General features: G+C 67.6%; 13 protein-coding genes. 7 read left to right on the top strand and 6 right to left on the bottom strand.

Annotated elements, in window-relative coordinates; all coding sequences use genetic code 11:
* On the top strand, positions 1-441 hold a 441-nt coding region (locus VF167_17235; GenBank protein HEX6927172.1), incomplete at its 5' end, for a hypothetical protein.
* A gap of 165 nt (positions 442-606) precedes the next feature.
* Positions 607-1,491: a DUF72 domain-containing protein gene (locus tag VF167_17230; GenBank protein ID HEX6927171.1), complete on the top strand. Its 885-nt coding sequence runs from the start codon at positions 607-609 to the stop codon at positions 1,489-1,491.
* On the opposite strand, the gene VF167_17225 is transcribed toward VF167_17230, so the two are convergent.
* The gene (locus VF167_17225) at positions 1,492-2,670 is read right to left on the bottom strand and encodes a PepSY-associated TM helix domain-containing protein (GenBank protein ID HEX6927170.1); all 1,179 of its coding nucleotides are present in this window, start codon (positions 2,668-2,670) and stop codon (positions 1,492-1,494) included.
* The gene (locus VF167_17220; protein ID HEX6927169.1) at positions 2,564-4,948 is read right to left on the bottom strand and encodes a TonB-dependent receptor; all 2,385 of its coding nucleotides are present in this window, start codon (positions 4,946-4,948) and stop codon (positions 2,564-2,566) included. Before VF167_17220 ends, VF167_17225 begins: the two co-directional genes overlap by 107 nt.
* Before the next feature lie 141 nt (positions 4,949-5,089).
* Here VF167_17220 and VF167_17215 point away from each other — a divergent pair, with 141 nt between their 5' ends.
* Positions 5,090-6,061, top strand: a complete 972-nt coding sequence (locus VF167_17215) for a nitrilase family protein (GenBank protein HEX6927168.1) — start codon at positions 5,090-5,092, stop codon at positions 6,059-6,061.
* A 39-nt stretch (positions 6,062-6,100) separates the two neighbouring features.
* Entirely contained in the window at positions 6,101-7,207 is a 1,107-nt protein-coding gene (locus VF167_17210) for a glycosyltransferase (GenBank protein ID HEX6927167.1), read from the top strand.
* 117 nt (positions 7,208-7,324) lie between these two features.
* Here VF167_17210 and VF167_17205 read toward each other — a convergent pair whose 3' ends face one another.
* Complete coding sequence (locus VF167_17205) at positions 7,325-8,107, bottom strand: FliA/WhiG family RNA polymerase sigma factor (protein HEX6927166.1); 783 nt, start codon at positions 8,105-8,107, stop codon at positions 7,325-7,327.
* A gap of 232 nt (positions 8,108-8,339) precedes the next feature.
* Complete coding sequence (locus VF167_17200) at positions 8,340-10,757, bottom strand: ABC transporter permease (GenBank protein HEX6927165.1); 2,418 nt, start codon at positions 10,755-10,757, stop codon at positions 8,340-8,342.
* Between the two features lie 372 nt (positions 10,758-11,129).
* Between VF167_17200 and VF167_17195 the strand changes: the two genes are divergently transcribed.
* Positions 11,130-12,194, top strand: a complete 1,065-nt coding sequence (locus tag VF167_17195; GenBank protein ID HEX6927164.1) for a hypothetical protein — start codon at positions 11,130-11,132, stop codon at positions 12,192-12,194.
* Positions 12,191-13,480, top strand: coding sequence for a conjugal transfer protein TraF (gene traF, locus VF167_17190; GenBank protein ID HEX6927163.1), 1,290 nt, complete (start codon positions 12,191-12,193; stop codon positions 13,478-13,480). The genes VF167_17195 and traF overlap by 4 nt, the downstream gene beginning before the upstream one ends.
* Positions 13,481-13,531: 51 nt before the next feature.
* Here the strand turns inward: traF and VF167_17185 are convergent, their stop codons facing one another.
* On the bottom strand, positions 13,532-14,053 hold the full coding sequence (locus tag VF167_17185) for a hypothetical protein (protein ID HEX6927162.1): 522 nt from the start codon (positions 14,051-14,053) through the stop codon (positions 13,532-13,534).
* A 5-nt stretch (positions 14,054-14,058) separates the two neighbouring features.
* Entirely contained in the window at positions 14,059-14,976 is a 918-nt protein-coding gene (locus VF167_17180) for a tetratricopeptide repeat protein (protein ID HEX6927161.1), read from the bottom strand.
* A 395-nt stretch (positions 14,977-15,371) separates the two neighbouring features.
* Between VF167_17180 and VF167_17175 the strand changes: the two genes are divergently transcribed.
* Positions 15,372-16,115, top strand: coding sequence for a copper homeostasis protein CutC (locus VF167_17175; protein ID HEX6927160.1), 744 nt, complete (start codon positions 15,372-15,374; stop codon positions 16,113-16,115).
* Positions 16,116-16,123 lie beyond the last annotated feature (8 nt).

Raw genomic sequence — 16,123 nt, 5'->3', positions numbered from 1 at the left:
CGCGATTTCCGAGAACGACGCATCTCCATGACCATCTTCAGGAAGTTCATTCCTGCTGTCCTGGTTCTCTCGATCGGCTGGCTCGCCGGGTGCAGCCGCGCCGGAGTCGTGGACAGCCTCGAGACGGCAGGACCGATCACGGCGGTGCTCATCGGCGGCGGGCAGCAGGCCCCCGCCGGGAGCGAGCTGCCCGATCCGGTGGTGGTGCAGGTGTTGGACGGGCTCGGCAGGCCCGTCGCGAACCAGATCGTCAACTTCGTGGTCGTGGCTGGCGGAGGTTCAGTCTATGCCGGGGCGGGGGTGACGAACGAAGAAGGTTTCGCGCGGGACTGGTGGACCCTCGGGGAGGAGCCGGGAGTGAACCGCCTGGAGGCTCGCGCCGTCGACAGCACCACGGGACAGCCCATCGTGTTCGGCACGTTCGAGGCGACCGGCCTCTGAGAAGAGTCTTCGTTTGCGGATTCCCCAAGACCTCCGGACGGGTTCGCCCGCCGGGGGTTTTCGTTTGTCGGGAGGCTGAGGAGCGCGGGTTGCGTGGGTCGTGCCCCATAGCGTGGGCGGCGGCCGCCGCCCTCTGCCTTCGCGGACGACCTTCAGGAGGGCTGTATGCCGGATCTCCGCGTGGGGATCTCCGGGTGGACGTACGCGGGGTGGCGCAAGGACTTCTATCCCAAGGGGCTACCCGCGCGCCGTGAGCTGTGGTACGCCAGCCGCCACCTCAACAGCATCGAGATCAACGGATCCTTCTACTCCCTCCAGAAACCCGATACCTATCAGCGCTGGTACGAGGAGACGCCGGACGGCTTCCGCTTCGCGGTCAAGGGGAGCCGCTACATCACGCACAACAAGAAGCTGCGGGACATCGAGTCTGCGCTGGCGAATTTCCTGGCTTCCGGGATCCTGCGTCTGGAGGAGAAGCTCGGTCCGCTACTGTGGCAGCTCTCACCACGATTCCGCTTCGACGAAGAGAGGATCGAAGAGTTCTTCTCGGCCCTGCCGCGGGACACGGCCGAGGCGGCGAGGATCGCAAAGCGTCACGATCATCGGCTGAACGGGCGGGCCTGGACCACGTCGCGCCGCAAGCGGAAGCTTCGGCACGCGATCGAACCGCGTCACGAGAGCTTCTTCTGCGAGCCGTTCGTGCGCCTCTGCCGGCGGTACGACGTCGCCATCGTCTTCTCTGACAGCGCCAGTTGGCCTTCCACCGAGGAGGTGACCGCCGGCTTCGTCTACCTGCGCCTGCACGGCTCCCAGGAGACCTACGCCAGCCGCTACACCGACGAGGAGCTGGACTGGTGGGCGGAGCGGATCCGTCTCTGGCAGGCGGGGAAGGAGCCGCCCGATGCGAGGCGGTGCACCGACCTTCCCCCGCGGCGTCACCGTAGCCGCGACGCCTACATCTACTTCGACAACGACGCCAAGGTGCACGCCCCGCGCGACGCTCAGCGGCTGGCGGAGCGGCTGGGACTGAAGTTCGAGGACCAGGGATGATCAGGATCGTCCCAGCCAGCCCAGCTTGCGGGCGTACGCGATCGCACCGCTAGCGGACAGGGCCGCGAGGACGAGGCCGCTCAGGAACACCGCGAGGCGGTAGAGCGCGCTGTCGACCTTGCCCGAATGGAGGGGATAGGTGGCATGGAGCGCGACCTGTCCCGGCGCGATCGCGCAGCCATCTTCCTTGGCGAGTACGCGTCCTGCCCCGTCCAGGTAGAGGTACGATCGGCCGTTGGGATGGAGCTCGCACGGCTGCTTCAGCCGAAACTCGTGGTGCCCGGCTGCCGCGCCGGGTGGGTAGTAGAACACCAGGCGGGCTTCCGGGAATTCCTCCTTCACCCGAAGCAGGATCCCGGCATCCGCCGGCTGAACCGGCGGACGCGGTTCGTTGCGAGGAGCTGAGGCCGTGTGCGGGGGATCACCGAAGAGTCGGTTAAGGAGCTTCCCCGCGGTAGCGTAGAAGACCAGCCCGCTGCCCGAGAGGAGGATGACCAACAGAATCGGGGTGCTCACCAGGCCGAGGTTGCGGTGCCAGGCGATGAGGTCGCGACGACGGACTCCACTCGGCAGCAGGTGCCGCACACGAAACTGCCGTCGCGCCGGCCACCAGAGTACGAGCCCCGTAACGGCCAGGAACACCCCCAGCAGCGAGATCACTCCGCCGACCCGCTCGCCGGCCTCGCCTGCCAGCAGGTGCGCGTGCAGGTCGAAGAGGAAGCTCATCAGGCGATCCCGCGAGCCCCACTCGTCGATGACCCGGTGGTCTCCGATCGAGAGGAATGCCTCGCCCCCTTCGAGGTAGAGGTGGTAGCCAGCCACCCCCGGCTCGGGAAATTTCACGGATCGCAACCGCTCTCCGAACGCGTCCGCTGCCGCCTCGATGGCCGCCGCCTGCTCCTCGGGCGTCGGTGTCGGTGCCGCGACTCGCAGCTCGGGATAGACCAGCCGCCAGTACGCTTCCTTGTAGACCAGCGCCGAGCCGGTCAGCGCCAGCACCAACATCGCCACGGAGAGCGCCAGCCCCACCCAGGCGTGGAGCTGGCGCGTCAGCCGTCGAGCGAAGGCCGCCTTAGAAGCGCGTCTCGAGCCTGAGCGTGAGCGTCCGGCCGCGCCCGGCAAAGTACCGGTCGGCGAGGTCGGTCGCCGCCTGCCCGTAATAGGTGATGTACTGCTCATCGAACAGGTTCGAGACGGAAAGAGTCAGGTTGGAGCGGCCAAGATCTGCGCCCAGCGAAGCGTCCACGGTGGTGTAGCCGTCGAATTGGGCCGTGAGCTCGCCCGCTCCGTCGCGGAAGTCGCGGTCGAAGAAGGTCAGCGTCTGCAGCCGGCCGCTGAGGCGCCCGCCTGGGGTCAGGTCCAGCGCCAGGTTCAGTCGGTTCGGCCCGATGTCCGCCGCACCCAGGTCCGACTCGAGGCTCCCGTCTCCATCCCCGTCGAAAGAGCCCTCGAGAATCGAGTAGCCGCCGTGCAGGGCGAGCATGGGGCTCGGCGCCACCCGGCCGGTGACCTCCCAGCCGCTGGTGCGCGTCGGCTGGCGCATCACCTGGAAGATTCCATCCGAGTTCGGCACCAGGCGGGAGCCCATCTCCGCCTCGGACTCGAAGTAGGTCACGCCGACCAGCGCCCGATCGCTGCCGTATGTGCCGCCAAACTCGAGGTTGTCGGTCTTGATTGGTTCGAGGGCGAGGAAGCTCTCGACGCTCGTTCCCGGCTCGGACACCGCGCGCAGTACCCTCCCCACGTCGGGCATGGTGAACGCCTGCGACAGGGTGCCGTAGAAGCGCAGTCCTTCGATCGGGTTGACCACCGCTCCGACGTTGAAGAGCGGCTCGTCGAAGCCCGGGCTTCCGCCCGTGACGGTGATCAGCTCGTAATCCGGCCGATTGGCCGCGAGCGGTGTGTAGTCCGGTACGTCCAGCTCGGCCAGCTCCCAGCGCAGTCCTCCCGAGAGTGACAGCCACGAGGTGGCGTCAAGGTCGAGCTGGGCGAACGGGGCGTAGTTGAGGAAGGTGGTCTCCGGCACCCAGTTGCGGTCCGTGTGCGCCAGCCGCTGGAAGGTGCGGTCGCGGTGGAAGTCCAAGCCGGAGATGAGCCCGACCGGCGCCCCGGCGATGTGATCCAGGGCGTAAGTCAGCCGCGCCCCGTACTTCTGCGAGTTGTTCTCCGACTGGTCGAAGAGCTCGCCGATCGGTGCGATGCGGGGATCCTGGAACGAATCGAAGCGGCCGCCGCCGAAGAGCGCCCGGAAATCCTGGACGTACACTTTGGCGGAGAGCCGGCCGCCGGCAACGTCGCCGTGCTCGTAGTCGAGCGAAGCCGTGGTGACGTCGTTGATCGGCTCGACGCCTTCCGGGTGGGCGGCTACGGCGGTTGCGGGGATGCCGTTCGCCCGGTCTCCGGGGACGAGCTCGAACTCCCCCTCCTGGGCGAGGCGGAAGTCGTTGACCATCAACTGCAGTCGCTGACTCGCGGTCGGCTCCCAGCCCAGCTTCGCGAAGAAGTTGCGGCTGTGGGAGTTGGCTACGTCTCCCTGCACGTTGTCCACGCCGATGGGGCGGTCGCGTCCGTCGAACTGAAGGCCCCGGTGCTCATAGCTGAAGGAGCCGAGCAGGTCGAACCGGTCCCATCGCTTGCCCGCCAGGTAGTGTGCCCTCCAGCCGAGGCCGTCGTCATCGAAGCCGTCGCCGCTGGTGGTGGCGACGGAGGCGCGCTGCATCAGCTCCCCCGTCACTGGAGGGCTGACGGTCACGTAGTTGACGATCCCGCCGGTCGCCCCCAGCCCCTGGATGGCGTTCGCGCCGAAGATCACCTCGACCCGCTCGATCGCCTCCATGTCGATGGTGAAGCCGTCGCGGCGACCGTCGCGCAGGGGATTGGACTGCGGCACGCCGTCGATCAGGAACAGCGGGCGCCGTCCGCGGAAGCTCTCACCGGCGGAGGATAGCTTCTGCCGGGGGGGCGAGAAGCTGGGAATGAGGTTCGCCAGGATCTCCGTCGGGCTGGTGGCGAGGCTGCGCTGGAGCGACACCTCGGCCTGCTCCACCACGTTGACCTTCACCGGCAGAGTAGCCGCGGCCGTGCCGGTTCGTGTCGCCGCGACCACCTGCAGGGGCGCCAGCGACAGAGGTTCGGCGGCCAGCACCACGTCTGCTTGAACCGTCGAAGCCTGCGCCTCGATCCGCCTCTCCGTGGTCCGGTAGCCGGCGCCGGTCACCACCAGCCGGTAGCTTCCGGGCGGCAACGGACCCAGCTCGTACGAGCCGAGCGGATCCGTCACGGCCGCCTCCTCGGCTGCCCCTCGCACGTGCACGGTGGCTCCCGCTACCGGCGCGCCACGCTCGTCCACGATCCGACCGCGAACCGTCACCGCCGGCTGCTGCGCCCCCAGCGGCTCGCTTCCCACCAGGACGGCGAATGCAACCGCCAGCACCAACAGCCCCGAAATGCTGCGCACCAATTCCTCCCTTGCGTTTGAGAATCAATTTCAAGCGCTGGGGAAGATAGGGCTCGCGCTGCGCCGCGCAAGAGGATGCTTGCGGAGGCAGAGATCGCTGCCGAGGATGTGGCTTTGATGCACTCACCCGCACTCCATTCAATGATGCGCGACATCCGCGTAGCCACCACGCAGTTCCAGCACGCTCCCGGCGACATCTCGCGCAACCTCGCCCGGGTACGCCGCTTCGCCGAGGAGGCTGCCGCGGCGGGAGCGGAAATCCTCGCCTGCCCGGAGATGTGCCTCACCGGCTACTGGCACGTGCGAAAGCTTCCTCGTGAGGGCGTCGAAGCCCTCGCCGAGAGCATCCCCGACGGACCCGTCTCGCGCGAGTTGATCGAGTTGTCACACGCGCTGGGGATCACCATCGGGGCCGGGTTGGTGGAGCGGGACAGGGAGGGGCGATTGTACAACTCGTACCTGGTGGCGATGCCCGACGGCAGGTATGCCGTGCACCGCAAGCTGCACGTCTTCGTCAGCGAACATCTATCGCCGGGGGACCGCTACACCGTGTTCGACACGCCGCACGGCTGCCGGGTTGGCGTGCTCATCTGCTACGACAACAACCTCGTCGAGAACGCCCGCATCACCACCCTGCTCGGCGCCGAGATCCTGCTGGCGCCCCACCAGACCGGCGGGTGCGACTCGGTCAGCCCGCGCGGGATGAAGCGGATCGACCCGGAGCTCTGGGTGCGCCGCGACATGGACCCAGAGCGGCTGCGGGCGGAGTTCCAGGGACCCAAGGGGCGCGCATGGCTGATGCGTTGGCTACCGAGCCGGGCCCACGACAACGGCCTCTTTCTGATCTTCAGCAACGGAGTGGGCCTGGACGACGATGAGGTGAGAACCGGCAACGCCATGGTTCTCGATCCGTACGGCGAGGTGATTGCGGAATCCACGGCGCTGGGCGACGACCTCGTGATCGCCGACCTCGACGCCTCGCAGCAACCGCTCTCCTCCGGCCGCCGGTGGCTGCGGGCCAGAAGACCCGAGTTGTACACCCTTCTGGCAACCCCGACAGGGAAGGAAGAGGAGACCAGGAAGGTGAGGTTCGGGGAAGGGTATGGCTTCTAACTTCTAGCTTCTAGCTTCTAGCTTCCAATTTCCACCGCCATGCACCTCGTCCTCTTTGCCCACTCCGTGGTGAGCGACTGGAGCCACGGTAATGCGCATTTCCTGCGTGGGCTGCTGCGCTCGCTCAGGCGGCGAGGGCACCAGGTGCTCGCGGTGGAGCGCGCGCGTAACTGGTCGACGGAAGAGCTGATCCGGGACCACGGACACGAACCGATCGTCGAATTCGCCCGCCTCTTCCCCGACCTGGAAGTCCGGACCTACGGGCCCTGGGAGGAGATCCTGGAACGCACGGACGAGCTGACCCGTGGCGCCGACGTGGTCATCGTCCACGAGTTCAACGAGCCGGAGCTGGTCGGAGCGGTGGGTTATGTTCGAAGGCGGCGGGACGACTTTCTCCTCCTCTTCCACGACACCCATCATCGTCCGGCCACCGTGCCCTGGCAGACGGCTCGATTCAACCTGCAGCACTACGACGGTGTGCTCGCGTATGGCGAGTCCCTGGCGGAGGTATACCGGCGCGACTTCGGCCCACGCCGGGTGTGGACCTTTCACGAGGGCGCGGACACTTCGGTTTTCTACCCGCGCCCCGCTCCGGAAGGTGAGCTCGACGACGTGGTGTGGATCGGCAACTGGGGTGACGACGAGCGCACTCGCGAGATCGACGAGTACCTGGTTGAGTCGGCTCGTCGGTTACCCGAGCTGCGCTTCGCCGTGCATGGTGTGCGTTACCCTCCGGAAGGGCTGCGACGGATCAAAGAGGCAGGGATCGAGTTCCGGGGGTGGATCCCGAACTATCGCGTACCGGAGGCCTTCGCGCGGGCGCGAATGACTCTCCACATTCCCCGCGGTCCGTACCTCGACCTCCTTCCGGGTATCCCCACCATCCGCCCGTTCGAAGCGCTGGCCTGCGGGATCCCGCTGCTGTCCACCCCCTGGCCCGATGTGGAGGGGCTCTTCCGCGCCGGCCAGGACTATCTGCCGGTCCAGAGCCCGACCGAGATGCGTGAGCAGATCCAGCACTTGAGCCGGGACGAAGAGGCGCGCGCACGGCTTGCGGAGAGTGGCCTGGAGACCATCAGGGCGCGCCACACCTGCGACCACCGGGCCGAGCAGCTCGAAGCCATCGTGGCCGAGGCAGGCGGCTGACCCCTCCGGGATCCCAACCAGAAGCCCCCGCCATCGGGTCGATGACGGGGCTTCGCAGCCGCTGCCTTCCGCTTATGTGGGGCGGGGCAGAGCCTGACGCCGTGCGCGGGACTCGCCTCAGGCGGCCATCTCGCGCAGGTTCGAGATGCGAGCCCGGAGCTTCGCGACGGCGCGGCTGCGGATCTGCGAGACGCGCGACTCGGTCAGCTCGATGATCGCGCCGATCTCGTGCAGCTTCAGCTCCTCGAAGTAGTAGAGGGAGAGGACGATGCGCTCCTGCTCCTTCAGCCCCATGATCGCTTCGCGGAGCACCTCCACCTCTTCCTGGAGGTTGATCTCGTTCTCGATCATCTCGGCGGTGGCGCCCGCGACTGTCTGAGAGGCGGTCCCGGCGCGTGGGTTGTCCTCGTCCACCGGCTGGTCGAGCGGAAGGAAGAAGGAGCACTCCACCTCCGACTGCCAGCGCCAGAAGGTGTCCAGGTCGATCTCGAGGTAGTCGGCCATCTCCTGGTCCGTGGGAGGGCGCCCGTCATCCCGGGTGAGCGCCTCACGGGCCGCGGCGAGGTCCTTCATCTTGCGCCGAATCGACCGCGGTACATGATCCTGCCGCCGCAGCTCGTCCAGGATCGCCCCCCGGATGCGAGGGGCCGCGAAGGTGCTGAAAGCAGCTCCCCGGTCCGCGTCGAAGGAGTCGACGGCGTTCATCAGGCCGATCGTCCCCGCGCTGATCAGCTCGTCGAAATCGACGTCCACCGCGAGGCGGCGGGAGATCTGCCGGGCGACGTGGTGGACGAGTCCAAGGTGGCTCGCGATCAGTGCCTCCCGATCCTCGCTCCCCGGCGCGCCGGGCATGAGGACGGAGGCGGCAGGGGTCGTGGTCGAGACGGTGTCGGCGTGCATGAGCGATTCCGGTCGTGCGCGGGTACTCGGAACATCAGGTCGCCCAGCCCCTCAGGCACGCCGTGTACCGTTCCGATGCGGGTTCTGCTCATGACCTCTAAGTCGTTTTTGTGCAAATAAATACCGGATTATAGCCGAGCTCCGAACCTCCCGCCGCCCGGTCGATTCTGCCGGAAATTCCTGCCGCATTCCCTTCCGCGCGGCGAAATTTGCCGCCTCCTGAGTTTGGTGTTCATTCACTGTCGCTTCGGAGCGCGACAATTGGGTCAACCTGTACAGCTCGCCTTGCAGGAAAGTAGCTCGCCAGAGCGGCGACACCGGTGAGCAGCACGGCCACAGCGGCAAGGGTTGCCGGATCGGTCGGTCTCACTCCGTACAGGAGTGCGGAAAGCAGCCGGCCGCCGAACAATGCGCCTGCGATGCCGATCGCGACGCCCGCCAGTGCGAGACCGATCGCCCCGCCGACCACGCTGTTCAGCACGCGGCCGGGCGCGGCGCCCAGCGCCATGCGGATGCCGATCTCGCGCGTCCGCTGAGTGACCACGTAGGACATCACCCCGAAAATTCCGACAGCGGAGAGTGCCAGCGCAGCTCCGGCGAAAAGCGTGAGCAGGAGCATGTAGAACCGCGGTTGGGACACCGCCGTGTCGACGACATCCTCGATCGTCCGGGTGTTGAAGAGCGGAAGGTTGGGGTCGAGCGCTTGCAGCTCGCGCCGGACCAGCGGGATGAACGCTTCCGGGTCGCCACTCGTCTGCACCACGAGCGTCATCTGTCGCTGCGGCTGCTGCGTCTGAGAGACGTAGATGGCGGGTTCAGGTTCGAGGGTTACCTCCGATGCGCGCACGTCCCCTACGATGCCCACGACTTCCATCCACTCCGGTTCGTCGGGGGACATCATGGCCACCTGCTTTCCGATCGGATCCTCATCCGGGAAGAAGTGGGCGGCGGCGGCCTCGGTGAGGAGCACCACGCGCGGTGAGCCGGGGAGATCCTCGGGCTGGAAGCCTCGACCTCGGAGCACGGGAACCCCCAGCGCCTGCAGCAGACCGTGGGTGATCGCGCGCACCTGGACGACGTTATCCTCGCCAGGCTGCGGCTCACCCCTGCCCGCGACCACCAGCGGCCCGCCCGCGTAGAAGCCGCTCAGGGGCACGGACGAGGAGGAGCCCACACTCACGACGCCGGGGAGCGCGGCAAGGCGTTCCTCCAGCGCCTGGTAGAAGGTTCGGATCCGATCCTCGTCCGGGTAGCTTTCCCGCGGAGGCGCAAGGTCGAACAACAATGCCCCCTCGCGGCGGAAGCCGAGGTCGATCGACCGGAGCTCCGCGAAGCTACGGATCAGCAGACCGGCGCAGACGAGCAGCATGACCGCGAGGGAGGTCTCGACCACCACCAGTATGCCCCGCGTCCGCTGGGCGCCGCGCCCGGTCAGTGCGCCACGCCCGCGATCGCGGATGGCGTCGGCGAGGTTGCCTCGCGTGACCTGGTAGGCGGGCACGAGCCCGAACAGCAGTCCGGTGCCGAACGAGATCACGACGGTGAAGGCCACCACCACCCCATCCATTCGCACCTCGTCCAGCCGGGGGATGCCCTGGGGCTGCATGGAGACCAGCCAAGCGGTCCCCCAGATGCTCAGCAGCAGCCCCAGCGCCCCGCCGATCAGCCCCAGCAGCAGGCTCTCGGTCAGGAGCTGACGCACCAGCCGACCACGCTCCGCTCCGAGGGCTGTCCGTATGGCCAGCTCGCCCGTCCGTGCCGCGGCACGAGCCAGGAGCAGGTTGGCCACGTTAGCGCAGGCGATCAGGAGCACGAACCCCACCGCTCCGAGCAGGAGCATCAGCGGCGTCTCGATCTCGCCGACCATCTCTTCTCGCAGAGAGACAGCGGTCCCTCCGAAGCCGAACTTCAGCTCGGGGAAGGCCTGCTCGATCCGGCCGGCGATGGCGGCGATATCGGCTGCCCCCTCCTCGGTGGAGACACCCGGCCGGCGTCGGCCGATGGCCAGGAGGAAATGCGCGGCGCGGTTCTGGTCGTCGCGCATGGCGGGAACGTACTCGAGCGGCAGCCAGATCTCCCGACCCGCGGGGTAGTCGAACCCAGCCGGCATCACCCCCACTACCTCGTAGGGCTCGCCGTCGAGTTGGATCACCTCCCCGAGCACGTCGGACCGCCCACCGAATCGCTCCACCCAGAGCGCGTAACCCAGCACCGCGACACGATGCCTCCCGGGCTCGTTCTCCTCCGCAGTGAAGGTCCGCCCCAGCACGGGACGCACGCCCAGGACGTCGAAGAACGAAGCGCTGGTCGAGACCCCATTCAGGCGCACCGGCTCGCCTCGTCCAGTCAGGTTCGGGAATGAGAAGGTGAAGGCGGCGAGTGACTCGTAGGCCCGAGTCTCGTCCTTCATCTGGAAGAAGTCCGGACCCGAGAGCGGGATGTGCTCGCCGCGGCGCGTACTGAATACGCGGTCGATCTGCTCGGGCTGGGGATAGGGCAGCGGGCGCAACAGGACCGCATTGACCACGCTGAAGATGGCGCTGTTCGCGCCGATGCCGAGCGCCAGGGTCAGCACGGCGAGGAAGGTGAAGCCCGGTGCGCGCGTGAGGCGGCGTATCGCGTAGCGTAGGTCGTGGAGCAGCGTGTCCATTCGATTCGATCGCGGTGGTGTGGCGGGCGTGCCCGCGGGGCTCTCGTCGCCGCTCCCTGCAAACCGGGGGCGAGTCGCCGTCTGCACGGGCATCCCTCTGGGGCGCAACGGCTTGGGTATCGGACGACGACGTGGGGGCGTGATCGATCACGTTCGTTTGCGGGATGGCGGCGTCCCAGGAACGGACGCCGCGGACCGAGGGTGGTGGCATGGCCGGTGCGTTGCCGCACGCACTCCCGTGAGCGCGATCCGTGACGACAAGGAGATGGCCGACGACCGAAGCACCCGGTCGGGCATCTCCATCGATCCGCGTGAATTCACTTTCTCCTGGCCTAGCCAGCACCGATCACCAGATAGACTCCTCCATTGCCGTTGCACCAGACCGTCCCCCGCTCAGGTGCCGCCGGGACATCGCTTTTCCTGCTGGGGCTCGCACTCACGAGTTGCGACCTGCCCACCGAGCTGCCCGACTGGGACACCCGCTGGGTGATCCCCGTGGATCGCACCACCATCACCGCGCGGTCGATCGTGACCGGCGATGCGGGCGGAGGTGACGAGGGCGAAGCCTTCGAGCTCGAGCTGCCGGGAATATCGGTCACCCGTTCGCTGGGAGAGATATGTCCCCTCTGCGGCCCGCTCGACGGGCGCACCGTACCCAAACCAGCCTTCGACGTCTCGGTCTCCAGCGGGGTGCCCCTTCCGGAAGAGCTGATCTCCGCACGGCTGGAGGGGGGCGAGCTGGCGATAGCCATCCAGCATGACTTCCCGTTCGATCCGCTGCGCCCGGGCGGGGACGAACCCGGCACCCTGGTGCTGACAGTCCGCAGTGGATCCGCGCTGCTCGCACGGGATTCGATTGATGGGAGGGAGGTGGCGTTGCCTCCGGGCACCGTCCTCCGACGCACACTCCCGCTGCGCGCCGCGGAGGTGGCAGCGCCGTTGGAAGTGACGGCCACGCTGCGCTCGCCGGCGGGCGATCCGGTGACAATCGACCTCACCGACCGATTCCTGCTCGAGCTCTCCGCTCGAGTCGCCCTCGCCGAGGTGCGTCTGCGGCTGCGTGACCGTGAGGTAGCCAGCGATCCGATCCTCCTGGCGCTCAACGAGATCGACGATGCCGCCGCGGAGAGGTTGCGCGGCGGCGCGGTGTTGATCGAGCTGGAGAACCCCTTTGAGCTCACCGCCGACCTCGATCTGCACATTACGGCCGGAGGAGCGCAGATCACCAAGCCGCTGGAAGTCGCCCCGGGGAGCTCCGAGCTGAGGATCGATCTGACCCGAGATGAAGCTCGGGCGATTGTGGGGCAGGCCGAAGTGGTCTTCGAGTTCGCCGGGCGCGTAAGCTCGGGGGATGAGGGCACGGTCATCCGACCCGACGACGAGGTGAGCCTCACCACCGCGCTCGAAATGGTCGTGGGGTCGAGGAGGGAGCAGTGAGCCGGTTGGCTGGTATGGGTGCGCGATGGGTCGTGCTCGCCCTGGCCTTCGCGGCGAGTCCGCTGAGCGCGCAGCTCCCCAACCCGGCGGCCGGGGTGCTCGGGATGGGAGGAAACCAGACGGCGGGGGTGCGGGGTTTCAGCGCCCTCAGCATCAACCCGGCTGGGCTGGGGATGCCGGACGGACCGAGTGTCTCCGGTTCCGTGGCGACGGTGCGCGGATCGGCGGGTCTGGGGCCGATCGGCCTTGGGGACCTGGCGGACTACGACGACTCCGAGGTGCCCCACGAGGTGCGCGAGCGGTGGCTGGAGCGTATCGACCGCGCGAACGGGGAGCGGGGATGGGCGGGAGGCGAGCTTACCTATCTCAGCGTGCAGATGGGTGGCCTCGCCTTTCAGCTCTCCACCACGGCCGACATAGTGGCCGACCTGGGGCCGGGCGCGGCCGAGCTCCTCCTCTTCGGAAACGCCGGGCGCACTGGCGAACCCGCCGAGATCGAGCTGACGGGTTCCTCCCTCGATGTCGTGGCCGCTTCTACTGCGGCGCTGGGCTATGGGCGTGCACTGGTGGAGACGGAGGAGCGTGCGGTGGCGGTGGGTGCGACGCTCAAGTACACCGTAGGCCACGCGATGATGACCGCGATGGACCTGGGTGGAGCGGCCAGCGCGGATCCGGTACAGGTCGCAGTTGAATTCCCCGTCGTGCAGTCAGACGAGAACCTCGGGCTGGGGGATGGCGACCGTGGAAGCGGGGTGGGGCTGGATGCTGGCGTGGCGTGGCGGGAAGGGCGGTTCCAGGCGGGGCTCTCGGTTCAGAACCTCTTCAACACCTTTTCCTGGGACGAGGACAAGCTACTCTTCCGCCCGGGAACGATCTCCCTCACTTCCGAAGAGCGCCGAACCGACTTTCGCGCCCGCGCTTATGCAGAGGCTCCCGAGCGGGTGCGAGCACGGGTTCGTGAGCTCGGGTACTCGCCGGTGGTAGCGGCCGGCGTCGGCTATGAGGTCGGGCCGCAGTTGTACGTGTCCGCGGACGTTCGTCAGCAGGTGGGGGATGACCGCAGCCCGTCTCCGAACACCCATGTCGGCGCCGGTGCCGAGTACCGCCCGCTACCGTGGCTGCCGGTCCGGGGTGGGGCCGCGGCGATCTCGGACGGCTATCTCTTCTCCGGCGGCCTGGGCCTGGACCTCACCCTGCTGCAGCTCGACGCAGCCTTCGCGCGGCGACGCACTCACCTGGGCATGGCCTCCCAGGTGATGGTGTCATTGTCGCTGGTACTGCGCTAGCGCTGGTTCTACGTTACCGCTGGTTCTGCGTTAGCGGTTCCTCGCCCGGGTTCAGTCGGTGGCCAGGGCGTACGTAGAGAAGTGCTCCAGCTGTGCCTGGACGACCTTCTCCTGCGTGTCCACCGTGGTGGGCAGCACGTCCAGAAGCTGGAACCCATCCAGGTAGACGACGTTGAGATTCAGCGCGTTCAGCTGCGTCAGCAGCCCCGCCGTGCTGTAGTCAAAGGAGAGGACCGGACGTGCGCTATCCGGGAAGACGAGCCCTTCCGGAGAGAAGTTAACCACCAGCTGCAATGGGTCGCGCACCGCCACGATCGTCGTGGGCTGCGCGAGTGCGCCGGCCGGGAAGTACAGCGAGTGTCCGCCTGCGATGTTGAGCGTGCCGCCCTCCGGGCCGATCGTCGCGCTCGACACGGTGTTCAGGACCGGCAGGGTCTCTCCTACGAGTCGCAGGACTCCGCCGATCAGATCTTCAGACGCTGGACCAGGTTCGAGGGGGGTGGCCGGCGTCTCGCCGCAGCCGGAGACCGCGGCGAACGCAACAACAACGGAGAAGCGGAGGAGTTTGCGCATGGGGATCATGGTGCCTCGGTGCTCTGGGCGGGGGACTGTTCTCTTTCGCGCTGAAGGCGGGAAAGCTCCTGTTCCAACCTGACAACCTCGGGGCCGCTGCCGATTTCCGCGGCCAGGTCGCGCCCATGTTCGAGGGCGCTGATTGCGGTCTCCCACTCACCGCGGCGCTCGCTGATCAGCGCGAGCACCCGGTGACAGGCGACCAGATAAGGCCGATTTTCCGAGGCGGCAAAGGTGCCGGTCGCACTCAGGACCAGGTCGAGGGCGTGGTCCAGCTCACTCCCCTGCCGACCCAGCGCCTCCGCCAGGTTCATCTCGATCAGGCCGTGCAGCTCGGTATCGGGACTCGGATCCTCGTTCATGTAGGCGAGACCGTCCCGGAAGATCTTCTCGGCCTCGGCCAGCTCGCCGCGGTCCATCTGCAGATTCCCCTGATTGATCAGCGCCAGCATCGCCTCCCGCCGTTGCCCGGCCACGCGGAATGCGGCGGCGGAGCGGGCGTACCATTCGCTGGCCTCGGCGAGGCGGCCATGCTGGGCGTAGGCAGTTCCCAGGTTCTGGCAGATCAGCCCGCGCTGCCGCGCTCCTGGCTTCAGCTCCAGGCCCGCTCGATAGAGCGCGACTGCCGGCTCGAAGTCGCCCTTCTGCAGGTGGATCGTCGCCTCGATGTTCAACGCCGCGGCCTCTTCTTCGCGCAGTCCGGCCCGGCGCGCGACCGACCGGGCGCGCCGGGTCAACATCAATCCATCTTCCCACTCGGCTCGCCGACGCTTGATGTCGGCGAGCCGGCGGAGGGCCTCGCTCCGGATGCGCGGATCCCGGCTACTCGTCGCCTGCTCGAAGCAGGCACGTGCCCGGTCGAGCGAGCCGCCGCGCAGATAGCGGATGCCATCCGCCAGCATCGAGGTGGGGGAATCAACCACGGGCTCAGGGCGCAAATGGTTGGCACGCATGAATCTGCATCTCTTCTGGCATGTCGCGTACCGATACGGTCCTGGCGAGCGCCTGAAGCCATGACCGGAGATCACCCCCGCGATTAAACGCGCGAACGGTCTCGAGTCGGACCTCCAAGCCCGCGAAATCCCCCTCCGCTCCGCGTTTGAGATCCGCCATCGAGCATGTATGATGGCGGAAGACGCTAGCCTGTGACAGCCCCAAGGCGGACCGGAATAGTGATGTTGCGGTCATCTTGATGGTGGAAGGCGGGTTTCTGGTGGGTTTTTGCGGTGTGATTGGGGGGGCGTCGGCGGCCGGGTCGCCGACCACCTCACTCGAAGTGTCGGTCACCGCGGCCGCGTACGAGAGGACAGGAACGATCGTGAGAGTGCGCGTTGAAGCGTGTGTGGATTCGGTGGAATCGGCCCTGGCGGCGGAGGCTGGTGGGGCGGATCGGGTGGAGCTGTGCGACGATCTCGTCGAGGGAGGCACGACGCCGAGCGCGGGGATGATCGAGCTCTGCGTGGAGCGCATCTCGATTCCTGTCTTCGTGATCATCCGCCCGCGCGGCGGCGACTTCCTCTACTCCGACCTCGAGTTCGAGGTGATGCGCAGGGATGTGACGCGGGCGGCTGAGCTCGGGGCCTCCGGAGTGGTGCTGGGCCTGCTGCGTCCCGACGGCACCGTCGACGTGGAGCGCACCCGCGTCTTAGTCGAGGAGGCCCGGCCGCTGGCAGTGACCTTTCATCGCGCCTTCGACGTGACCCGAGACGCGGACGAGGCGCTCGATGCGCTCCTGGAGATCGGCGTGGACCGCGTCCTCTCCTCCGGTCGGGCGGCAACGGCGGATGCGGGAATCGAAATCCTCCGGCGGATGGTGGAGCGGGCCGGGGACCGCCTCGTTGTGCTCGCCGGCGGAGGGATTCGCGAGCACAACGTGCAGTCCATCGTGACGGGCACCGGGGTGCGCGAGGTCCACGTCCGCGGCACGTCCGTGCGGCGGAGCGCGATGACCTATCGTAACCCCGCCGTCACCTTCGGCGGTCGCCCCGCGCCCGCGGACGACCTGCGTGAAGCAACGGATGAAGCGCTGATCGCGCGGTTGCGGATGCTGGCGGGCGGGTGAACGGGCGG

The sequence above is a fragment of the Longimicrobiaceae bacterium genome (genome assembly GCA_036375715.1).
Lineage (GTDB): Bacteria > Gemmatimonadota > Gemmatimonadetes > Longimicrobiales > Longimicrobiaceae > DASVBS01.
This window is presented reverse-complemented; position numbering and strand designations above follow the sequence as displayed.